Origin of the sequence: Klebsiella scottii (genome assembly GCF_036561945.1) — a bacterium.
Lineage (GTDB): Bacteria > Pseudomonadota > Gammaproteobacteria > Enterobacterales > Enterobacteriaceae > Klebsiella > Klebsiella scottii.
Map to the genome: position 1 here is coordinate 165863 of NZ_JARXNI010000018.1, position 19386 is coordinate 185248.

General features: G+C 57.6%; 23 protein-coding genes. 11 read left to right on the plus strand and 12 right to left on the minus strand.

Features of this window, described 5'->3' with window-relative positions:
* Nucleotides 1-58 precede the first annotated feature (58 nt).
* The gene (locus QFI97_RS02650; protein WP_041143739.1) at nt 59-265 is read right to left on the minus strand and encodes a DUF1107 domain-containing protein; all 207 of its coding nucleotides are present in this window, start codon (nt 263-265) and stop codon (nt 59-61) included.
* Nucleotides 266-583: 318 nt separating this feature from the next.
* Between QFI97_RS02650 and QFI97_RS02655 the strand changes: the two genes are divergently transcribed.
* Nucleotides 584-1141 (plus strand): YtfJ family protein, encoded by a 558-nt coding sequence (locus QFI97_RS02655; RefSeq protein ID WP_346430539.1) that lies wholly within the window; start codon nt 584-586, stop codon nt 1139-1141.
* Here the strand turns inward: QFI97_RS02655 and cysQ are convergent.
* The gene (cysQ, locus tag QFI97_RS02660) at nt 1131-1874 is read right to left on the minus strand and encodes a 3'(2'),5'-bisphosphate nucleotidase CysQ (RefSeq protein ID WP_045853338.1); all 744 of its coding nucleotides are present in this window, start codon (nt 1872-1874) and stop codon (nt 1131-1133) included. The genes QFI97_RS02655 and cysQ overlap by 11 nt on opposite strands.
* A 191-nt stretch (nt 1875-2065) precedes the next feature.
* On the opposite strand from cysQ, the gene QFI97_RS02665 reads away from it, so the two are divergent.
* Nucleotides 2066-4009, plus strand: coding sequence for a bifunctional 2',3'-cyclic-nucleotide 2'-phosphodiesterase/3'-nucleotidase (locus tag QFI97_RS02665; protein ID WP_346430540.1), 1944 nt, complete (start codon nt 2066-2068; stop codon nt 4007-4009).
* Between the two features lie 8 nt (nt 4010-4017).
* Here the strand turns inward: QFI97_RS02665 and QFI97_RS02670 are convergent, their stop codons facing one another.
* Nucleotides 4018-4398, minus strand: coding sequence for a winged helix-turn-helix transcriptional regulator (locus QFI97_RS02670; protein ID WP_045853340.1), 381 nt, complete (start codon nt 4396-4398; stop codon nt 4018-4020).
* An 89-nt stretch (nt 4399-4487) separates the two neighbouring features.
* Between QFI97_RS02670 and QFI97_RS02675 the strand changes: the two genes are divergently transcribed.
* The 4 genes from QFI97_RS02675 (at nt 4488) to ytfE (ending at nt 8036) form a co-directional block, all read left to right on the plus strand.
* Nucleotides 4488-5336, plus strand: coding sequence for an SDR family oxidoreductase (locus QFI97_RS02675; RefSeq protein WP_095104366.1), 849 nt, complete (start codon nt 4488-4490; stop codon nt 5334-5336).
* Nucleotides 5337-5416: 80 nt separating this feature from the next.
* Entirely contained in the window at nt 5417-6241 is an 825-nt protein-coding gene (locus tag QFI97_RS02680) for an AraC family transcriptional regulator (RefSeq protein WP_346430541.1), read from the plus strand.
* 75 nt (nt 6242-6316) lie between these two features.
* Nucleotides 6317-7291, plus strand: coding sequence for a DMT family transporter (locus QFI97_RS02685; RefSeq protein ID WP_346430595.1), 975 nt, complete (start codon nt 6317-6319; stop codon nt 7289-7291).
* An 82-nt stretch (nt 7292-7373) separates the two neighbouring features.
* On the plus strand, nt 7374-8036 hold the full coding sequence (ytfE, locus tag QFI97_RS02690) for an iron-sulfur cluster repair protein YtfE (RefSeq protein WP_346430542.1): 663 nt from the start codon (nt 7374-7376) through the stop codon (nt 8034-8036).
* Between the two features lie 212 nt (nt 8037-8248).
* Here the strand turns inward: ytfE and cycA are convergent, their stop codons facing one another.
* Together cycA and bamJ are read right to left on the minus strand one after the other, a co-directional pair.
* The gene (gene cycA, locus QFI97_RS02695; protein WP_095104374.1) at nt 8249-9652 is read right to left on the minus strand and encodes a D-serine/D-alanine/glycine transporter; all 1404 of its coding nucleotides are present in this window, start codon (nt 9650-9652) and stop codon (nt 8249-8251) included.
* Nucleotides 9653-9958: 306 nt separating this feature from the next.
* Nucleotides 9959-10579, minus strand: a complete 621-nt coding sequence (gene bamJ, locus QFI97_RS02700) for a BamJ family beta-barrel-assembly machinery protein (protein WP_095104376.1) — start codon at nt 10577-10579, stop codon at nt 9959-9961.
* Nucleotides 10580-10931: 352 nt separating this feature from the next.
* Here bamJ and QFI97_RS02705 point away from each other — a divergent pair, with 352 nt between their 5' ends.
* On the plus strand, nt 10932-11597 hold the full coding sequence (locus tag QFI97_RS02705; RefSeq protein WP_095104378.1) for a LysM-like peptidoglycan-binding domain-containing protein: 666 nt from the start codon (nt 10932-10934) through the stop codon (nt 11595-11597).
* An 86-nt stretch (nt 11598-11683) separates the two neighbouring features.
* Here the strand turns inward: QFI97_RS02705 and rplI are convergent, their stop codons facing one another.
* The 4 genes from rplI to rpsF are packed head-to-tail and all read right to left on the minus strand — an operon-like array spanning nt 11684 to nt 13120.
* Nucleotides 11684-12133, minus strand: coding sequence for a 50S ribosomal protein L9 (gene rplI / locus QFI97_RS02710; RefSeq protein ID WP_041143727.1), 450 nt, complete (start codon nt 12131-12133; stop codon nt 11684-11686).
* A 39-nt stretch (nt 12134-12172) separates the two neighbouring features.
* Nucleotides 12173-12400, minus strand: coding sequence for a 30S ribosomal protein S18 (gene rpsR / locus QFI97_RS02715; RefSeq protein WP_002210155.1), 228 nt, complete (start codon nt 12398-12400; stop codon nt 12173-12175).
* A gap of 4 nt (nt 12401-12404) precedes the next feature.
* The gene (gene priB / locus QFI97_RS02720; RefSeq protein ID WP_041143726.1) at nt 12405-12719 is read right to left on the minus strand and encodes a primosomal replication protein N; all 315 of its coding nucleotides are present in this window, start codon (nt 12717-12719) and stop codon (nt 12405-12407) included.
* A gap of 5 nt (nt 12720-12724) precedes the next feature.
* A complete protein-coding gene (gene rpsF / locus QFI97_RS02725; RefSeq protein ID WP_095104382.1) occupies nt 12725-13120 on the minus strand; it encodes a 30S ribosomal protein S6 in 396 nt (131 codons plus the stop codon).
* Between the two features lie 340 nt (nt 13121-13460).
* Here rpsF and QFI97_RS02730 point away from each other — a divergent pair, with 340 nt between their 5' ends.
* Nucleotides 13461-13736: a YdgH/BhsA/McbA family protein gene (locus QFI97_RS02730; RefSeq protein WP_095104384.1), complete on the plus strand. Its 276-nt coding sequence runs from the start codon at nt 13461-13463 to the stop codon at nt 13734-13736.
* A 62-nt stretch (nt 13737-13798) separates the two neighbouring features.
* On the opposite strand, the gene yjfP is transcribed toward QFI97_RS02730, so the two are convergent.
* Nucleotides 13799-14515, minus strand: coding sequence for an esterase (gene yjfP, locus QFI97_RS02735; protein WP_095104386.1), 717 nt, complete (start codon nt 14513-14515; stop codon nt 13799-13801).
* Nucleotides 14516-14724: 209 nt separating this feature from the next.
* Here yjfP and bsmA point away from each other — a divergent pair, with 209 nt between their 5' ends.
* Entirely contained in the window at nt 14725-15033 is a 309-nt protein-coding gene (bsmA, locus tag QFI97_RS02740; protein ID WP_095104388.1) for a biofilm peroxide resistance protein BsmA, read from the plus strand.
* A gap of 137 nt (nt 15034-15170) precedes the next feature.
* The gene (yjfN, locus tag QFI97_RS02745) at nt 15171-15446 is read left to right on the plus strand and encodes a DUF1471 family protease activator YjfN (RefSeq protein WP_041147507.1); all 276 of its coding nucleotides are present in this window, start codon (nt 15171-15173) and stop codon (nt 15444-15446) included.
* Here yjfN and QFI97_RS02750 read toward each other — a convergent pair.
* Nucleotides 15437-17074, minus strand: coding sequence for an isovaleryl-CoA dehydrogenase (locus tag QFI97_RS02750; protein WP_346430543.1), 1638 nt, complete (start codon nt 17072-17074; stop codon nt 15437-15439). The two genes, yjfN and QFI97_RS02750, sit on opposite strands and share 10 nt — an antisense overlap.
* Before the next feature lie 195 nt (nt 17075-17269).
* On the opposite strand from QFI97_RS02750, the gene QFI97_RS02755 reads away from it, so the two are divergent.
* Nucleotides 17270-18574 (plus strand): MFS transporter, encoded by a 1305-nt coding sequence (locus QFI97_RS02755; protein ID WP_346430544.1) that lies wholly within the window; start codon nt 17270-17272, stop codon nt 18572-18574.
* A 28-nt stretch (nt 18575-18602) separates the two neighbouring features.
* Here QFI97_RS02755 and rlmB read toward each other — a convergent pair whose 3' ends face one another.
* Entirely contained in the window at nt 18603-19334 is a 732-nt protein-coding gene (gene rlmB / locus QFI97_RS02760) for a 23S rRNA (guanosine(2251)-2'-O)-methyltransferase RlmB (RefSeq protein WP_095104396.1), read from the minus strand.
* Nucleotides 19335-19386 lie beyond the last annotated feature (52 nt).

The following is a 19386-nucleotide window of genomic DNA, read 5'->3' on the forward strand; positions in this document are numbered from 1 at the left end:
ACTAACGGCTCCTATCAGGAGCCGTTTTTTTTACCGTACAGCTATACCACTTTTCAGATTAAGCCATCTCTGTTTGCAGACGCAGAACCTGACGATTGACCTCAGACATCACAGAAAAATGCTGCTTATCTTTTACCTTCGGGATAAGGATTTTGCCCTTATCAAACTCAAAAGCGCCAACATCCTTGATGTATAACCGTCCACGGAACAGGATCTTCACGTACTTCGCCACTTGCAGCGGATTGTAGCGTTGGAAAATTTTCATTGTTGTCTCCTGCCAGGGTTACGCTCCTGTGGTGCCACACTTAGCCCACGAATCCAGAGCGCAAATTTTAATGCCCTGAAACTATAGTCCAGAACTTCTGTAATACCCAGCATGCATAAGTTTATTTACCTTTTGATGACACTAATTAAGAATTTTCTTTTCAAACATACGTAGAAGTGAGTATAAGTCACCGATTTTATTCGAATATGTGCGTTAACACGCAATCTGGCACTCTGATTGCGTGTCATGCCGATAAATCGCATTTATGCTTAAGCCAGACCAAGTGGTCGGATCACCTGCACATAATAAGGAAACATCATGACCCTACGTAAAATTCTGGCGGCTTCACTCCTTCTGCTACCGCTGATCGCCTCAGCGCATAATTTTGTCGATGGTCAGCGCGTCGCGCCGGTTGGCATCGCCGACCGGGGAGAATTAATTCTGGATAATGATAAGTTTAGCTATAAAAACTGGAATAGCTCGCAGCTGGCGGGAAAAGTTCGCGTGGTGCAGCACATCGCCGGACGCACGGCGGCAAAAGAGAAAAACGCCACGCTGATAGAGGCTATCAAGGCCGCGAAGCTGCCGCACGATCGCTATCAGACCACCACTATCGTCAATACCGATGACGCGATCCCGGGCTCAGGGATGTTCGTACGCAGCAGCATTGAGAGCAACAAGCAGCTCTATCCGTGGTCGCAGTTTATTGTCGACAGTAACGGTCTGGCACGTAAGGCGTGGCAGCTGCAGGAGGAGAGCTCAGCCATCGTGGTGCTGGATAAAGACGGCCGGGTTCAGTGGGCCAAAGACGGCACGCTGACCCAGGATGAAGTGCAGCAGGTTGTCGCCCTGCTGCACAAGCTGCTCAGTAAATAGAAACCCGGAAGCCGGGGTTGAGGAAGGATTCACGCGGCGTGTAGTCGAGGGTTCTCCCCTGCCAGTCGTGAACGTGCGCCCCGGCGGCAACCGCGACCGCATGGCCGGCAGCGGTGTCCCAGCTGTTGGTCGGCCCGAAGCGCGGATAGAGCTGGGCCTGCCCCTCCGCCACCAGGCAGAACTTCAGCGATGAGCCGATCGAGGTGGTTTGGTGTTCACCAATCTGCTCGAGGTACTCCTCCAGCTCCGGATCGTTGCCGTGGGAGCGGCTGATGACCACCAGCGGAGGTCGGGCGTCGCGGACCTGAATTTGCTTACGCCTGCCGCACTCCTCTTTCCAGGCCTTGCCGTTTTCCGCGCAGTACAGCACCTTCATCACCGGCGCATAGACCACGCCAAGCACCGGTTTGCCTTTCTCAATCAAGGCGATATTGACCGTGAACTCACCGTTGCGCTTGATAAACTCTTTGGTGCCGTCCAGCGGGTCCACCAGCCAGTAGCGCTGCCAGTGCTGGCGCACCTGCCACTCCTGAGGGTCTTCTTCAGACAGGATCGGGATATCGGGCGTCAGCGCCAGCAGGCCGCTCATAATGACTTTGTGCGCAGCAATATCCGCCGCGGTGACCGGAGAATCGTCCTTCTTGCTGGCAACGTCCATCGGCTGATTTCCATCATAGACTTCCATAATGGCATCGCCCGCGATCCGTGCAAGCTGACATACTTGTTCTAACATTCTCCACCTCATCTGGTTGCAGTGGCGTTAACTCGTTGTTTTATTTATATCGCATCGCTGCGAGTTCCGCTATCTGTGATAGCGATGGCGGTTTCAATTATCGTTTTTCTGGCATGATTCACAATTCTGTAAGCAACAAAATGTAAATACATTTTCTTCTGTGCCATTGCTCATAAAAAAGGACGCCTCTGATGATTAAGTTTAGCGCAACGCTCCTGGCCACGCTGGTCGCTGCCAGCGTAAACGCGGCGACGGTCGATTTGCGGATTATGGAAACCACCGATCTGCACAGTAATATGATGGATTTTGATTATTACAAAGACGCCGCTACGGAAAAATTTGGCCTCGTGCGTACCGCCACGCTGATTGAAAAAGCCCGCCAGGAAGTGAAAAACAGCGTGCTGATCGATAACGGCGACGTTATTCAGGGTAGTCCACTGGGCGACTATATGGCGGCGAAAGGTCTCAAAAGCGGCGATATTCACCCGGTTTATAAGGCCATGAACACGCTGGATTATGTCGTGGGCAATCTCGGCAACCACGAGTTCAACTACGGCCTCGATTTCCTGCACAAAGCCCTCTCCGGAGCGACATTCCCCTACGTCAACGCCAACATTATCGACGTAAAAACCGGCCAGCCGATGTTTACCCCGTACCTGATTCAGGATACCAGGGTTGAGGATAGCGACGGCAAAACGCAGACCCTGCGTATCGGCTATATCGGCTTCGTCCCGCCGCAAATCATGACCTGGGATAAAGCCAATCTCGCCGGCAAAGTGACCGTTAACGACATCACCGAAACCGCGCGCAAATTTGTTCCGGAAATGCGCGAGAAAGGCGCGGACGTCGTGGTGGTTATCGCGCATTCGGGCCTCTCCGCCGATCCGTATCAGGCAATGGCGGAAAACTCGGTGTATTACCTCAGCCAGGTTCCCGGCGTTGATGCCATCATGTTCGGCCACGCGCACGCGGTATTCCCGGGGAAAGATTTCGCCGGCATCAAGGGCGCGGATATCAGTAAGGGCACGCTTAACGGTATTCCGGCCGTGATGCCCGGCATGTGGGGCGATCATCTGGGCATCGTCGATCTGGCTCTTAGCCACAATGACGGCAGGTGGCAGGTCACCCAGGCTAAAGCCGAAGCCCGCCCAATCTACGATCCGGTCGCCAGGAAGTCGCTGGCGGCGGAAGATGGCAAAATGGTGGCGGTGCTAAAAGCCGACCACGACGCGACGCGTGAATTTGTCAGCAAGCCGATCGGCCACGCCTCCGACAATATGTACAGCTTCCTTGCGCTGGTGCAGGACGACCCGACCGTGCAGGTGGTCAATATGGCGCAGAAAGCTTACGTCGAGCACTTTATTCAGGGCGATCCGGACCTGGCGAAGCTGCCGGTCCTCTCCGCCGCCGCGCCGTTTAAGGTCGGCGGACGCAAGAACGATCCCGCCAGCTTCGTTGAGGTGGAGAAAGGCCAGCTCACCTTCCGCAACGCCGCCGATCTGTATCTCTATCCGAACACCCTGGTGGTGATGAAGGTGAGCGGCAAGGAGGTCAAAGAGTGGCTGGAGTGCTCTGCCGGGCAGTTCAATCAGATAGACACGACCAGCAGCAGGCCGCAGTCATTAATCAACTGGGACGGCTTTCGCACCTATAACTTCGACGTGATTGACGGAGTTAATTACCAGATTGACGTCAGCCAGCCGGCACGCTACGACGGCGAGTGCCAGATGATTAACCCGCAGGCGCAGCGCATTAAGGATCTGACCTTTAACGGCAAGGTCATCGACCCTGCTGCCACCTTCCTTGTCGCGACGAATAACTACCGCGCCTACGGCGGCAAGTTCGCCGGTACCGGCGATAGCCACGTTGCTTTTGCTTCCCCGGATGAAAATCGCTCGGTGCTGGCGGCGTGGATTAGCGCTGAGTCGAAAAAAGCGGGGGCCATCCACCCGGCGGCGGATAACAACTGGCGCCTGGCGCCGCTCCACGGCAAGGTGCCGCTGGACATCCGCTTTGAAACCGCGCCAACCGGAAAAGCGGCGGCATTTATCAAAGAGCAGGCGCAGTACCCGATGCGACAGGTTGCCACCGACGATATCGGCTTTGCCATCTATCAGCTGGATCTGAGCAAGTAGCTATCTGCTCAGGCAACGGTCTGCTCGTGGTTCGCCAGCACCGCGGGTAGATTCAGCTCAATCCAGTCGGCCAGCGCCGCCACCTTCTCGCTCACCTGCTCACCCAGCGGAGTCAGACTATATTCAACATGCGGCGGGACCACCGGATACGACACCCGGTCGATAAAGCCATCCTGCTCCAGCGCCTGCAGCGACTGGGCCAGCATCTTTTCACTCACGCCCCCCATCTTGCGGCGCAGGTCGCTGAAGCGATGGGTTCCCGCGCGCAGCGCCACGAGGATGAGCACGCCCCAGCGGCTGGTGACATGCTTCAACACATCGCGCGAAGGGCACTGTTCGGCAAACAGGTTGCCGTCGCGCAGCTGTTCACTTAGCGTCAGATTCGCCATTTTATACTTACCTTTTTGTACGTACTTACCAAAAGTTAGCTATGGTGTTAGCTTACCACAACAGCCAATAAACACGAAGGAGAAGACCCATGATCGCAATTACCGGTGCAACCGGCCAGCTAGGCCACCACGTTCTGGAAAACCTGTTAAAAACCGTTCCCGCCAGCCAGATTGTGGCGATTGTCCGTAACCCGGCGAAGGCCGAATCCCTGAGCCAGCAGGGTCTGGTCGTCCGTCAGGCGGATTACACCGACCAGGCGGCGTTCACCGCCGCGCTGCAGGGCGTGGATAAGCTGCTGCTGATCTCATCCAGCGAGGTGGGCCAGCGTGCGTCCCAGCATCGCAACGTCATCCAGGCAGCCAAAGCCGCCGGGGTCAAATTTATCGCCTACACCAGCCTGCTGCATGCGGATAAATCTCCGCTTGGCCTGCACGTTGAGCATGTGGAAACCGAGAAGATGCTGGCCGAGTCCGGTATCGCCTATACCCTTCTGCGCAACGGCTGGTACACCGAAAACTATCTCGCCAGCGCGCCGCCGGCTCTGGAACACGGGGTCTTTATCGGCGCCGCCGGCGACGGGAAAATTGCCTCAGCGACCCGTGCCGACTATGCCGCCGCCGCCGCCCGCGTCGTCGCCGAAGAGGGCCATGCCGGGAAGGTTTACGAGCTGGCGGGCGATGAGGCCTGGACCCTGAGCGCGCTGGCCGCCGAGCTGAGCAAACAGAGCGGTAAGAACGTGGTTTATCAGAATCTTAGCGAAGCCGACTTCGCTGCGGCGCTGAAGGGCGTGGGCCTGCCGGCAGGGCTCGCGGATATGCTCGCGGACTCCGATATCGGCGCCTCTAAGGGCGGCCTGTTTGACGATAGCCATACCCTGAGCAGCCTGATTGGTCGCCCGACCACTACGCTGGCGGAAAGCGTCAAAGGCATCCTGTAACTGTTGCAAACTGGTTAATTTTTGTAGCATCCCCGTAGGTCATCTCCGATAATCAAAGATGGCCTATGGGGAGAAACCAGATGCAGGGCGTACCGGAACAGTTCAGCGATGAGAGAGACAGCGCGCGCTTTCGCCATCTGGCGCAGGTGCCGGGCGTTGAGCTGTATCATGCCCATATCTCCCGCTATGCCTTCGAACCGCATACCCACGAAGCCTTCGGCATTGGAGCGATCGAGCTGGGCGCTGAGCGCTTTCGCTATCGCGGTAGCCAGTACGTCGCTGCGGTGAACTCCATCGTCACCATGAACCCTGACGAACTGCACACCGGCGAAGCGGAAACCGCCGACGGCTGGCGCTATCGGATGGTTTATCTCGATCCCGCGCTGCTGGGAGAGGTGACCGGCGTGCGCCACTGGTGGTTCAGAGAAGTGGTGCGCCAGGACCCGCAGCGTTCGCGACAGCTCTGTCATCTCATATACGGCCTGTGGCACGCCGACGATCCGCTGGCCCAGCAGGGTCTGCTGCTCGACGTTATCGACACCTTTCGCCCGTTCGCCCGTCACGTGCCCGTGCTGACGGAGGCCGCCCATCGTTTCGAACGCGTGCGCGAGTATCTGCACGACAACTACATGCGCGCGGTCACCCTCGATGAGCTGGCGCAGGTTGCCGCCCTCAGTCCCTGGCATTTTCAGCGCCAGTTTAAAGCCCATTTCCACGTCACGCCCCACCAAATGCTGATGGCTATTCGCCTGTGGCGCGCCAAAGCCTTCCTGACGCACGGGATGCCCGCCGCCGAGGTGGCCGCTGCCGCCGGTCTTACCGACCAGTCGCATCTGACCCGCGCCTTTACCCGCCGCTATGGGATTACCCCGGTGCGCTATCAAAAACAGGTCATCCGGCGCTAATGCGCAATCTCATACAATATTCCCGCGCCGGCCTCACCTACACTTTTGCCAACGATAACGATAATGGATGGCGTGATGATTAGCGGCGTGTTGTATGCCCTGCTGGCAGGGTTGATGTGGGGTCTGATTTTTGTCGGCCCTCAGGTGGTGCCGGAATACCCGGCGGTACTACAGTCAATGGGGCGCTATCTGGCGCTGGGGCTCATCGCCCTGCCGCTGGCGTGGCTTGGCCGCGTAAGGCTACGCCAGCTTTCGGCACAGGACTGGTGGGTTGCCTGCGGGCTAACCATGATGGGCAACCTGATCTATTACGTTTGCCTCGCCAGCGCCATCCAGCGTACCGGCGCCCCGGTCGCCACCATGATTATCGGCACCCTGCCGGTGGTGCTGCCGGTGTTTGCTAACCTGCTGTACAGCCAGCGCGACGGTAAGCTGCCGTGGCGGCGCTTATTCCCGGCGCTGGCGTGCATTGCGCTTGGCCTGGCGTGCGTCAATATCGCCGAGCTGCGCCAGGGCGCGGGGGCGTTTAGCTTCTGGCGCTACGCCTCCGGGATCGCGCTGGCGCTGATCTCCGTTGCCTGCTGGGCGTGGTACGCGCTGCGCAACGCCCGCTGGCTGCGCGAGAATCCGGATAAGCATCCGATGATGTGGGCAACGGCCCAGGCGCTGGTGACGCTGCCCCTTTCGCTGGCGGGCTACATCGCCGCCTGCTGGTGGCTACACGGCCAGCAGGTCAGCTTCCCCCTTCCCTTTGGTCCCCGTCCGCTGGTCTTCGTGACGCTGATGCTGGCCATCGCCGTGTTCTGCTCGTGGGTCGGAGCGTTATGCTGGAACATCGCCAGCCAGAAGCTGCCGACGGTGATCCTCGGGCCGCTTATCGTCTTCGAGACGCTTGCGGGCCTGCTGTATACCTTCCTGCTGCGTCAAAGCCTGCCGCCGCTGCTGACGCTCAGCGGTATTCTGCTGCTGGTATCAGGCGTTATCTACGCCGTGCGCGCCAGACCGGAAAAGCCGCGGCTGGTGGCGCAGGTCAGCGTGAACAAAAAATAGCCTGGTATCCGAAAGGGGTATTCCCTTGCCAATAAGATGCATTTAAAATACATCTTATATTCTTGATGACGAGGTAATTGCTATGGCTTTCCGTGACCAACCTTTAGGCGAGCTGGCGCTGACGATCCCACGCGCCTCTGCGCTGTTCCGTAAATACGACATGGACTACTGCTGCGGCGGGAAACAAACGCTGGATCGCGCGGCATCGCGCAAAGAGCTGGACGTCGCGGTCATCGAAGCGGAGCTGATGAAGCTTGCGGAAGAGCCGTCAGAGCGCGACTGGCGCGTAGTGCCCTACGCGGAGATCATCGACCATATTATCGTGCGCTATCATGACCGCCATCGCGAGCAGCTGCCGGAGCTTATTCTGCAGGCCACCAAAGTTGAGCGCGTGCATGCCGATAAGCCCAACGTGCCGAACGGGTTAACCAAATACCTGACGATGCTGCACCAGGAGCTCTCCAGCCACATGATGAAAGAGGAGCAGATCCTGTTCCCGATGATTAAGCAGGGCATGGGGACCCAGGCCGCTGGCCCCATCAGCGTGATGGAAAGCGAGCACGACGAAGCGGGTGAGCTGCTGGAAGTGATCAAGCACATCACCCATAACGTGACGCCGCCGCCGGAAGCCTGCACCACCTGGAAAGCGATGTACAACGGCATTAATGAACTGATCGACGATCTGATGGAACACATCAGCCTGGAAAATAATGTCCTGTTCCCGCGCGCTCTTGCCGGAAAATAAATAAAAAAAGGCGCCCGCGGGCGCCCTCGATACTGTCAGTCTTATTGGCCACTCCGGGTGGCCTTTTTTTATGACGGGCGTCCTGCCCGTCCCCCCACGGGCCGTTGCAGGCAACGTTAAAAATCTCTCCCGAAGATTTTTTATGACGGGCGTCCTGCCCGTCCCCCTACGGGCCGTTGCAAGCAACGTTAAAAATCGCTCCCGGCGATTTTTTATTTCGCCAGACGCTTCTTACCGGCAAAGAACCAGCCGGCCGCCAGCAGAATAAACCACAGCGGCGTGACGATCAGCGCTTCGCGCGTATCGGTTTCAAGGGTCAGCAGCACCAGGACGAAGACGAAGAACGCCATACAAACCCAGCACATCAGCTTGCCCAGCGGCATCTTATATTTGGACTGCTCGTGCAGCTGCGGACGCTTTTTGCGATAGACCAGATACGAACACAGAATAATAGTCCAGACGAACATAAACAGAATGGCCGAAACCGTGGTGATCATGGTGAACGCGGAAATCACGCTCGGATTGACCATCAGCATCACCACCCCGCCCAGCAGGCACATGCAGGAGAAGGTCAGGCCCTTCGCCGGTACCGCGCGTTTCGACAGCCTGGCGAACATCGACGGCGCCTGGCCATCCTGCGCCAGACCAAACAGCATCCGGCTGGTTGAGAACACGCCGCTGTTCGCCGAGGAGGCCGCGGACGTCAGCACCACAAAGTTAATCAGGCTGGCGGCAGCCGGCAGGCCTACCAGCACAAAGAGTTCGACGAACGGGCTCTTTGTCGGTACCACTGAGCTCCACGGCGTCACCGACATAATCACGATCAGCGCGAAGACGTAGAACATAATAATACGCAACGGGATCGAGTTAATCGCGCGCGGCAGGGATTTCTCCGGATCTTTGGTTTCCGCAGCGGTGGTACCCACCAGCTCAATCCCGACAAAGGCGAAGACCGCAATCTGGAAGCCGGCAAAGAATCCGCTGATGCCTTTCGGGAACCAGCCGCCGTCATTCCACAGATGAGCAAAAGAGGCTTCTACGCCGGTCGGTGATTTGAAGTGCATCATCACCATGACCAGGCCGACGACAATCAGCGCCACGATAGCGACGATCTTGATCATCGCAAACCAGAACTCCATTTCACCAAACATTTTCACGGTGGCAAGGTTCAGGCTCAGCAGCAGCAGGATAACCGCCAGCGAGGCAACCCAGTCGGAGAGGCCTGGGAACCAGAACTGGGCGTAGGCGGTAATCGCCACGACGTCCGCCATCCCGGTCACCACCCAGCAGAACCAGTAGGTCCAGCCGGTAAAGTATCCGGCCCACGGCCCCAGAAGATCGGCGGCGAAATCGCTGAACGATTTATATTCCAGATTCGACAGCAGCAGTTCGCCCATCGCACGCATGACGAAAAACAGCATGAAACCAATGATCATATAAACAAAAATGATGGATGGCCCGGCGAGGCTAATTGTTTTACCGGACCCCATAAATAGCCCGGTACCGATAGCGCCGCCGATGGCAATAAGCTGAATATGCCGGTTTGTGAGATTTCGCCGCAGCGATTGTTCCGTCGGAGCCTGCTCTTCAGCAGCGACTTTAATCTGATCTACCATGTGATATTTTCCTGTTGTACCTGTCTGTGTTGTTCGAGCTCTACTGGCCCGTCATTGGTCATTACCCTTGGAAAAGGGCTTATCGATATTAGGTAAGAATCGGAAGGATGAATACTATGATTTAGATATAATGTTAATTTTATGTTTAAAGTGAGTGTTATATCACTCCGGTCACGCGAAACAGCTCACAAAGCTACGCCAAAAAATCATTTAAGCAACATTAAACTCTAACAAATTTCGAACTTAAGATTTTTACGCTATTTTTATTTGCTTCCCCGCCCATTAAGGAGAGGAAGCAACTACTGCTTAGATAATATCCAGCAGCTCTACTTCAAAAATCAGGGTGCTGAACGGAGGAATCGATGCGCCCGCGCCGCGCTCGCCGTAGGCCAGGCTATGCGGAATGGTCAGCTCCCATTTTGAGCCAACCGGCATCAGGGTCAGCGCTTCGATCCAGCCGCCGATCACGCCGGTTACCGGGAATTCCGCCGGCTCGCCGCGCGCAACGGAGCTGTCAAAAACGGTACCGTCGATCAGTTTACCGGTGTAGTGCACGCGAACGTGGTCGGTACGCGCCGGGATAGCGCCTTCGCCCTGGGTCAGAACGCGGAACTGCAGACCGGATTCGGTGCTGTTCACGCCTTCGCGCTCGCGGTTTTCATCAAGGTATTTCTGACCATCTGCCGCCAGCTCCTGGAAACGTTCGCGACGTACCGCATCGGCACGTTCGTGAATTTCACGCAGCGCGCGGTGAACGGCTTCAACCGGCACCTGCGGCTGATTGCCTTCCAGCGCATCAGCAATACCGGCTACCAGCGCCTCAGGCAGCAGCCCCTGCAGGCCAGATTCGCTCAGCTGTTGTCCAACCTGCAAGCCGATACCGTAACTTGCCTGCGCTTCGATAGTGTCAAAAGTCGGGGTTGCCATCTTTGTTCCTTTTTTGGGGGGAAAATTCATACTCTATAAACTTCGGCCTGCGGGAAGGCGGCTGGTTCCTGAACTCCGGCTCCAGCGGCATAAATAGCGCCATAGCGGAGTGACCGGCACTGCCAGCGCACCGACAACCCGAAAGACGACGAGTATAAAGTGGTGGGCAGCATATCAGCCACAGCACGATGGGTAAAACTTTGTCGCTGGATGATGACAAATCTGAGGGAAACAGAAACAATAGGCAATATCAGGCTAACCTCACGAAACATATCTTTGTCTCGTCCATCAGGAAGTTAGCCATCTATACTCTACGGAGCAGCATAAAAATATGCGGAGCAGGAGGAAAGCCATGCCCGGGCGCTTTGAAATGACACCTACCCTGGCGAAGATCTGGCACGCCCCGGATCACATTCGCATTATGGATCCGCTGCCGCCAATGCACCGTCGGGGCATTATCGCCGGAGCCCTGCTGGTGGTTATCGGCATACTGCTCCCCTCCGAGGACAGCAGCACGTCCGCCCAGGTCAGCCGCGACGCCAGCCTCGACATGCAATCGCAGTCCCAGCCGCAATCGTCGTCACAGCAGGCTATCCCGCTGCCGCCAATTACCTCAACGCCTACGGTGAACGATGCCGATCAGATGGCGCCGGTGGCTCCGGAGCCCGTTCAGGATGAGCAGCCGACCGAGCAGCAGAATCAGACCTACTCTCCGCCTCAGCAGCAACAGCAGCAATCTGCGCCGGGCATCGAGCAGCAGTGGCGCACCTATCGCATCGAGTCAGGGAAAACCCTGGCCCAGCTGTTCCGCGACCATAATCTGCCGCCAACCGACGTTTACGCGATGGCTCAGGTCGAAGGTTCGGGAAAACCGCTCAGCTCGCTGCAAACCGGGCAAACGGTACAGATTAGGCAGAATGCGAATGGGGTGGTAACCGGCCTGACTATCGATATCGGCGGTGGGCAGCAGGTGCTGTTTACCCGTCAGGCAAACGGCAGCTTTATTCGTGCGCGATAGTCTATCGCGAATAGATTAGCGTGGGGGAAGGCAGAAAAGCAAAACGCCGGCACAAGGCCGGCGTCTCGACGCGAGCAGAGTAAAAATTACTCAGCTACAACGTTAACAACCAGTTTAGCGAAGACTTCGCTATGAACCTGGAAGTCCACTTCGTGCTCACCGGTGGTGCGCAGAACGCCGTTCGGCAGACGAACTTCGCTCTTAGCGACGGCAACGCCAGCTGCAGTTACAGCGTCAGCGATGTCGCGGGTACCGATGGAACCGAACAGTTTACCTTCGTCGCCTGATTTAGACGCGATGGTAACGTTGCCCAGCGCATTGATTGCTTCAGCACGTGCGTTAGCAGCTGCCAGAACGTCAGCCAGTTTGGCTTCCAGTTCAGCGCGACGCGCTTCGAAGAATTCAACGTTTTTCTTGGTAGCTGGAACAGCTTTACCCTGTGGAACCAGGAAGTTACGAGCGTAGCCCGCTTTAACATTAACCTGATCACCCAGGCTGCCCAGGTTTGCTACTTTATCAAGCAGAATAACTTGCATTACCTTATCCTCTTAAAGTCGTTAATAGACAGCGGCCGATTACTGATGACGATCGGTATATGGCAGCAGGGACAGGTAGCGAGCGCGCTTGATGCAGCGAGCCAGCTGACGCTGGTATTTTGCGCGAGTACCGGTAATACGGCTCGGGACAATTTTACCGCTTTCGGTAATGTAGTTTTTCAGCGTAGCGATGTCTTTGTAATCAATCTCTACAACGCCTTCCGCGGTGAAACGGCAGAACTTGCGACGACGGAAATAACGTGCCATTTGGCTAGTCTCCAGAATCTATCAATTCAATCTGCTCGGCATGCAGAACCATTTTGCTCAGGCCGTTCTTTGCCTTGTGGCAAGAAATGAACCCCCGAACGATTACTGCACTACCGACCGTTATACTGTGAGTAATGGCCTGGTTTTGGTGTCCGCTAATGATAACGGGCATTTGGCACCATGCCTGCCGGTGAAAACCGGCTTCCTCCTGCACTGAACGATGCTCAAGCACGAACTGGCAGTGTGGAATTCCTGACGGGCTGACCTTACGAATTGGCGTCCTGCAGATAATGCCGGACAGCTCCAGACGGTTGGTCATCAGGATTACTCTTCAGAATCCCCAGCTTCGGAATCATCGGTGGTTTCATTTGCGAAATCTTCGCGACGCTCACGGCGCTCGTCTTTCGCTTTAACCATCGGAGATGCTTCGGTAACAGCGTGCTTAGTACGCATTACCATGCTGCGGATAACGGCGTCGTTGAAGCGGAAGTTTGTTTCCAGCTCATCGATCGCTTCCTGCGGGGCTTCAACGTTCAGCAGAACGTAGTGAGCTTTGTGCAGTTTGTTGATCGGGTAAGCCAGCTGACGGCGGCCCCAGTCTTCCAGACGGTGGATCGTACCTTCTGCTGCAGTGATTGCACCAGTGTAACGTTCGATCATACCCGGAACCTGTTCGCTCTGGTCAGGATGGACCATAAAAACGATTTCGTAATGACGCATCGAATTGCTCCTTACGGATTATTCAGCCTCCTGTCTGGGTCAGCCGCGGCCCATGGAGGCAAGGAACGTGGTTAAAGGGCGGCTGAAAAATTGACGCGTCATTCTACGTTCGGAGCCCCAGGAAGACAAGCGAATTGCACAAATAATTCGCACTAACGGCAAAGCCGCGCTAAGTCAGTGATTTAAAATTAATCAACGGCGGCTGCGACACTTTTTTGAACAACTTCATCAGAAATGGTCGCGATGCACCCGGCAGGGAGTGATTACACTTATATCAAGAGTAATCCATAGCCCAAGGGAGTCCGGGTTAACGTCAGGACAGTTATAAGGAGCGTTGATTATGAAATACATCCTCATTGCCGTAATGGCTGCGCTTTTGTTGAGCGCCAACGCGCTGGCAGCCATCAAAATCGATGGACGCCAGGCGCGTAACATGGACGATGTACAGAGCCTGGGCGTTATCTATATCAACCACAATATGGCCACTGAGCAGGAGGCCGACAAGGCCCTTAACCAGCTGAGCGACGCGCAGGGAGCGAAATACTTCCAGCCGATCCTGATCCATGAGCCGGAAAGCAACGGCGCGATCCACGCCAGCGCCGCAATCTATCGCTAACCTCCGGTTTTTTACCCCTTCGCCTCCGCTACGGAGACGAAGGGTTCAGCCCGTCACCGCGCTTAAAGCGTACGCTTAAAGAACCCGACCGTTTCATCCAGCGCCTCTGGCGTAATGCGATGGCGAACGCCCTGCTGCCAGACGCAGGTCAGGTTGCCGGCCAGGCCGCTTTGCTGCAGGGCCTGCTGCAGACGGAAGGTTTCGCCCGGCGGCACCACGTCGTCCTCATCGCCGTGCCAAAGCAGCAGCGGCCTGCTGGCGAGCGTCGCCAGCTGATGGCTGACGTCCCACTCGCTCAGCCGCTCCGCGTCCAGGGAGGGTGAAGGGAATAAGCCTGGCGCCAGGCTGCTGAAATAGCCGGAGCCCATCAGACAGGCGACGCTTTTCAGCTCCGGATGATGGGTCATAATGCCCAGCGCCGTCATTCCGCCCATCGATGCGCCGGCGACCGCCAGCCTGTCGTCCGCAATCCATCCCTGCGCGGCGATCTCATCGCGCAGCGCGGCGAATTCGGCGAAGTTCTGCAGCAGAATGGGCCAGAAGCGCTGCATTCGCCCTTTTTCATCACCGCGGTAGCGCGCGCCATGCTCCGCAGCATCGGGCATAATGACCCGAAATCCCGCTTCCGCCAGCGCCACGGCAAAGTAGCTATAGACCAGCTTCGAAGAGGTAAACCCGTGATAAAAAACGATACACGGCAGAGGCCGGTCTGACGCATTCCGGGGACAGGCATGAAGCACCTCACCGCCCGCGAAATTACGCACTTCCAGTACAATCATTTATCGTCTCCAGTCTCTAGAGTAGCGGTGTGCCTTGGGCTAACATATAGCCCAAGGCGTGGGTTCAGCCGCGATTTATAATGTTGAGAACTGGGTTACGCTTTCACAACATTTTCATTCGAAAATCGCGTCAGAGATAACAATTCGGGAACATTCCCCGGAAATGTCATTCAGGCTACCACTACACTGTGACTAACAGGAAACGAGATATGGTTATGCGTAGGTTAACACCGTGGTTACTGGCGATCGTTCTGAGCGGCTGTAGCGCCCTGCAGGGAACGCCAGAAGCCCCGCCACCTGCGACCAGTCATCCGCAAGAGATACACCGTAACCAGACCAGCGGGCTACAAAAAATGGCGACGGTGAGCGTGCTGATGTACGGTTCGCCGATGGATGTTGAAGCTGCGCTGAAGGTCAAAGCAGAAGCGGCTAAAGCGGATTACTACGTCATCATAATGATTGATGACACCCTGGTTCCCGGCCAGTGGTATTCGCAGGCAATTCTGTACCGTAAATAACGGTGCAACGTCTTTAACCCCGCTTTACATTGCTTTGCATCCATTCACGTTCTCCTGTGCATAATAACGTTCAGCCAGTCAACCTGGCAGGACGTTAGCAACGGACTGCCCTCGGGCCACGCAAAATGGAGCTGACGATGAAACGATCATTTACCCTACCCAGCCTGCTGTTTAACGCTACAACGGCGCATACTGCAGCACAGTCCGCAGAATTTGCCAGCGCGGACTGCGTCACTGGCCTGAATGAAATCGGCCTGATTTCCGTCAACAATATTGCCGGCAGCCAGCAGGACGTCGAGCATGCCATCGCCGTTAAGGCCGATGAGCAGGGCGCCTCCTGGTATCGCATCGTCCAGATGTACGAGGAACAGCAGCCGGATAGCTGGCGGGTACAGGCCATTCTCTACGCCTGAGGCGCCTGGCGCCCGCGTCCGGTGCCGCGCAGCAGCAGGTCATCCAGCGTTTGTGCGTCCAGCCGCATGCCGCCGCGCGGGTCGAGCATCATTCGACACCAGGCCTGAGCCAGCGGCGGCGAGGCGTAACGCAGCATTTGCGCTCCCGCGCCGAGCCGGTACACCAGCCGGGTTATCTCCCGGCCCTGCTCTTCCGCCGGCCGCCTCAGCAGCTGCTGCAGCTGACGCCATGCGCGATCGAAATGGCGATTCTGCCCTTTGACTTCCGCACACTCCGCCGCCAGCAGCTCAAGCGCCGCCGGCTGCTTGCTCAGCACCCGCATGACGTCGAGACACATAATATTCCCGGAGCCTTCCCAGATACTGTTCACCGGCATTTCCCGGTACAGGCGCGGCAGCTCGCTCTCCTCGCAGTAGCCGATACCGCCCAGCACCTCCATCGCTTCGGCAACAAACGAGATCCCGGATTTGCAGATAGCAAACTTCGCCGCCGGGGTAAACAGGCGGGCCCACAGCGCCTCCTGCCCATCGTCGCGCCTGTCCCACGCGCGCGCCAGGCGGAATAAAAAGGCGGTTTGCCCCTCAAGCAGCAGCGCCATCTGACCCAGCACCTGGCGCATCATCGGCTGCTCGACCAGGCTTTTCCCGAACGCCTGGCGCTGAAAGGCGTGATAGAAGGCGACCGACCAGGCGCGACGCATTAAGGCATGGCTGCCCAGCGCGCAGTCGAAGCGGGTCAGGCCACCCATTTTGAGAATTTGCCGTACGCCGTCCCCCTCTTCTCCCACCAGCCAGCCGCAGGCGTCATAGAACTCCACCTCGCTGCTGGCGTTAGAACGGTTGCCGAGCTTATCCTTGAGCCTTTCGAGGTGCAGCGCATTGCGCTGGCCGTCCGGCAGAAGGCGCGGCACAAAGAAACAGGAGAGCCCGCCGGGCGCCTGTGCCAGCACCAGGTGCGCGTCGCTTTGCGGTACCGAGAAAAACCATTTGTGTCCCACCAGACGATAAAACCCGTCTGCGCTCTTCTCTGCGCGGGTGGTATTGCTCAGCACATCCGATCCCCCCTGCTTTTCCGTCATCCCCATGCCGATCAGCAGCCCGCGCTTCTGATTGCCCGGCGCCAGATGCGGATCGTAGCGATCGCTCAGCAGCGGCGACAGCCAGTCGCTAAACGGCCTGGGGAGCGACTGCTGCAGCAGAGGCGTGGCGGCGAACGTCATGGTTATCGGGCATAGCGTCCCGGCCTCCACCTGCGCATGCAGCATAAAGCGGGCCGCCCGGGCCACAAAAGCGCCGGCGCGCGCGTCGTCCTGCCAGGCGAGATTATGCACCCGGTTAGCGCACAGCCCCTGCATCAGCAGATGCCAGGCGGGATGAAAGCGTACATCGTCAAGCCGCGTGCCGGTCGCGTCATAGCGCAGCAGCTCCGGCGGATTAACGTTCGCCAGCCTCCCCAGCTCCAGCGACTCTGCCGCTCCCAGCTGCTGGCCGATGCTGGCCAGCAGATCGCCGTCCCAGGCGGCGCCTTCGCGGGCTACCGCCTCGCGCAGCGCGCTGTCGGACAAGAATAAGTTGCTGTTCAGCAGCGGCGTCGGCTGATTAAACACGGTATGAGTTGGCCAGTGCATAGTGCTTCCCTCCGTCAATGGCGTTGTACTCAGTATGGTCAGCCTGGCCCGGGAGCGCCCGCGAGCCTGGTCACAAAAAAACCATCCGCTCCTTCGTGAGGCTCATCACAGGCATAAGAATTTAAAATTTCATAAAGTTAAAGTTGTGGAATAATTTATTCACTTGCTGTTTTTTTGTTGAAATCAGGATGGCCTATGCAGACCGCGACACGCCCTGCGGGCGCGCACAAGCGCGCGCTGATCGCCGGATCTATCGGCAACTTTATTGAATGGTATGAGTTTGCGGTCTATGGCTTTCTGGCGACGGTTATCGCCCGGAATTTCTTTCAGCTGGCCGGCGAAGCGCCGCTGACGGGCCTGATCCTGACCTACGCCTCCTTCGCCATCGCCTTTTTCTTCCGCCCGCTAGGCGCCATTATTTTTGGCCGTATCGGCGATCGAATCGGCCGCAAGCCGACGCTGATCGTCGTCCTGGTGATGATGACGCTCGCCACCACGGCAATTGGCCTGGTGCCGGCGTATGCCAGCATCGGGGTGGCGGCCCCTCTGATCTTGACCGGGCTGCGCATTCTGCAGGGGCTGTTTGCCGGCGGGGAGTATGGCGGCGCCGTCTCGCTGATGACCGAGTTTGCGCCCCGCGGCAGGCGCGGTCTGTATGGCGCATGGCAATCCTTCACCGTCGCCCTCGGCCTGCTGGCCGGGGCCGGGATCGTGGCCCTGATCTCCGCAGTGCTGAGCCCGGAAGAGCTCCATGCCTGGGGCTGGCGAATTCCATTCTTCCTCGCCATCCCGCTGGGGATCGTCGCGCTCTGGCTGCGGGTAAAAATGGAGGAAACGCCGGGCTTTCTCCGCCAGCAGCAGCAACCGCAGCATCCGCAGCATCCGCAGGCCAGCGCCGACCTGATCCATACCCTGAAAGCGATTGTCACCGGCATCGGTCGCCTGATGGTCTGGTCCGCCGCAGGCTATACCTACCTGGTGATTATGCCCGCCTACCTGCAGTCGTCGCTGCATACCGGCTTTAACCAGGCGCTGCTGATCGCGGTGATCTCCAATATTGGCTTTGCGCTCACCATTCTTCCTGCCGGGATACTCAGCGATAAGTGGGGTCGTCGCAAAGTGATGGTGCTGGCCGCGGCGCTGCTGCTGATACTGGCGCTGCCGTTGCTGAAAATTCTCCAGGCAGAATCCAGCACTCTGCTGATAAAAGGCGCGGTGGTATTCATTGCCGGAGGTCTGGTGGGAGTACTGGCAGGGCCGGGACCGGCGATGCTGGCAGAAATGTTCCCGACAAGGGTGCGCTATACCGGCCTTGGTCTGGCCTATTCGCTCTCTAATGCGGTGTTTTCCGGCTGCGCCGGGCTGATTATTACCGGCCTGATTAAACAGACCGGTAATCTTGATATTCCGGCTTACTACGTCATGGCGACGGCGGTAGTCAGCATCGTTGCGCTAATGACCCTCAATAAGAACGATCACCTGCGCTCGCTGGACGAGTAGCCGCCGGGCAGCGTGCGCCCGGCGTTAATCAGCTGCGCTGGCGCACGGCCTCAAACAGGCAAATACCGGTCGCGACGGAGACGTTCAGCGAGGAGACGCTGCCGGCCATCGGAATGCTGATCAGCTCATCGCAGTGTTCGCGCGTCAGGCGACGCATCCCTTCACCTTCGGCCCCCATCACCAACGCCATCGGGCCGGTCATCTTGCTCTGGAAGAGAGTATGGTCCGCTTCGCCGGCGGTGCCGACGATCCAGACGTTCTCTTCCTGCAGCAGACGCATGGTGCGCGCAAGGTTAGTCACGCGGATCAGCGGGACGTTTTCCGCCGCGCCGCAGGCCACTTTTTTCGCCGTCGCGTTCAGCTGCGCCGAACGGTCCCGCGGCACGATCACCGCGTGCACGCCGGCGGCGTCAGCGCTGCGCAGACAGGCGCCAAGGTTATGCGGATCGGTGACGCCGTCGAGAATCAGCAGCAGCGGCTGATCGATAGAGGCGAGCAGTTCAGGCAGGTCGTTCTCCTGGTACTGACGCCCCGGCTTCACGCGGGCAATAATTCCCTGATGCACGGCGCCTTCGCTTTTCTCGTCGAGAAACTGGCGGTTAGCGACCTGAATCACCACGCCCTGAGCTTCCAGCGCATGGATCAGCGGCAGCAGGCGTTTATCCTCGCGGCCTTTCAGAATATAGACTTCCTGAAAACGCTCGGGAGCGCGCTCCAGCAGGGCCTGCACCGCGTGGATGCCGTAAATCATTTCACTCATTGATGTACTCGTTGCTTGTTAATATTGCCGTTTCGGCTTTACAGGCCGGATG

What these genes read in the sequence shown, in the direction of transcription:
- QFI97_RS02650 (WP_041143739.1), bottom strand. Translation starts at nt 265, where the DNA reads ATGAAAATTTTCCAACGCTACAATCCGCTGCAAGTGGCGAAGTACGTG.
- QFI97_RS02655 (WP_346430539.1), top strand. Translation starts at nt 584, where the DNA reads ATGACCCTACGTAAAATTCTGGCGGCTTCACTCCTTCTGCTACCGCTG.
- cysQ (WP_045853338.1), bottom strand. Translation starts at nt 1,874, where the DNA reads ATGTTAGAACAAGTATGTCAGCTTGCACGGATCGCGGGCGATGCCATT.
- QFI97_RS02665 (WP_346430540.1), top strand. Translation starts at nt 2,066, where the DNA reads ATGATTAAGTTTAGCGCAACGCTCCTGGCCACGCTGGTCGCTGCCAGC.
- QFI97_RS02670 (WP_045853340.1), bottom strand. Translation starts at nt 4,398, where the DNA reads ATGGCGAATCTGACGCTAAGTGAACAGCTGCGCGACGGCAACCTGTTT.
- QFI97_RS02675 (WP_095104366.1), top strand. Translation starts at nt 4,488, where the DNA reads ATGATCGCAATTACCGGTGCAACCGGCCAGCTAGGCCACCACGTTCTG.
- QFI97_RS02680 (WP_346430541.1), top strand. Translation starts at nt 5,417, where the DNA reads ATGCAGGGCGTACCGGAACAGTTCAGCGATGAGAGAGACAGCGCGCGC.
- QFI97_RS02685 (WP_346430595.1), top strand. Translation starts at nt 6,317, where the DNA reads ATGATTAGCGGCGTGTTGTATGCCCTGCTGGCAGGGTTGATGTGGGGT.
- ytfE (WP_346430542.1), top strand. Translation starts at nt 7,374, where the DNA reads ATGGCTTTCCGTGACCAACCTTTAGGCGAGCTGGCGCTGACGATCCCA.
- cycA (WP_095104374.1), bottom strand. Translation starts at nt 9,652, where the DNA reads ATGGTAGATCAGATTAAAGTCGCTGCTGAAGAGCAGGCTCCGACGGAA.
- bamJ (WP_095104376.1), bottom strand. Translation starts at nt 10,579, where the DNA reads ATGGCAACCCCGACTTTTGACACTATCGAAGCGCAGGCAAGTTACGGT.
- QFI97_RS02705 (WP_095104378.1), top strand. Translation starts at nt 10,932, where the DNA reads ATGCCCGGGCGCTTTGAAATGACACCTACCCTGGCGAAGATCTGGCAC.
- rplI (WP_041143727.1), bottom strand. Translation starts at nt 12,133, where the DNA reads ATGCAAGTTATTCTGCTTGATAAAGTAGCAAACCTGGGCAGCCTGGGT.
- rpsR (WP_002210155.1), bottom strand. Translation starts at nt 12,400, where the DNA reads ATGGCACGTTATTTCCGTCGTCGCAAGTTCTGCCGTTTCACCGCGGAA.
- priB (WP_041143726.1), bottom strand. Translation starts at nt 12,719, where the DNA reads ATGACCAACCGTCTGGAGCTGTCCGGCATTATCTGCAGGACGCCAATT.
- rpsF (WP_095104382.1), bottom strand. Translation starts at nt 13,120, where the DNA reads ATGCGTCATTACGAAATCGTTTTTATGGTCCATCCTGACCAGAGCGAA.
- QFI97_RS02730 (WP_095104384.1), top strand. Translation starts at nt 13,461, where the DNA reads ATGAAATACATCCTCATTGCCGTAATGGCTGCGCTTTTGTTGAGCGCC.
- yjfP (WP_095104386.1), bottom strand. Translation starts at nt 14,515, where the DNA reads ATGATTGTACTGGAAGTGCGTAATTTCGCGGGCGGTGAGGTGCTTCAT.
- bsmA (WP_095104388.1), top strand. Translation starts at nt 14,725, where the DNA reads ATGGTTATGCGTAGGTTAACACCGTGGTTACTGGCGATCGTTCTGAGC.
- yjfN (WP_041147507.1), top strand. Translation starts at nt 15,171, where the DNA reads ATGAAACGATCATTTACCCTACCCAGCCTGCTGTTTAACGCTACAACG.
- QFI97_RS02750 (WP_346430543.1), bottom strand. Translation starts at nt 17,074, where the DNA reads ATGCACTGGCCAACTCATACCGTGTTTAATCAGCCGACGCCGCTGCTG.
- QFI97_RS02755 (WP_346430544.1), top strand. Translation starts at nt 17,270, where the DNA reads ATGCAGACCGCGACACGCCCTGCGGGCGCGCACAAGCGCGCGCTGATC.
- rlmB (WP_095104396.1), bottom strand. Translation starts at nt 19,334, where the DNA reads ATGAGTGAAATGATTTACGGCATCCACGCGGTGCAGGCCCTGCTGGAG.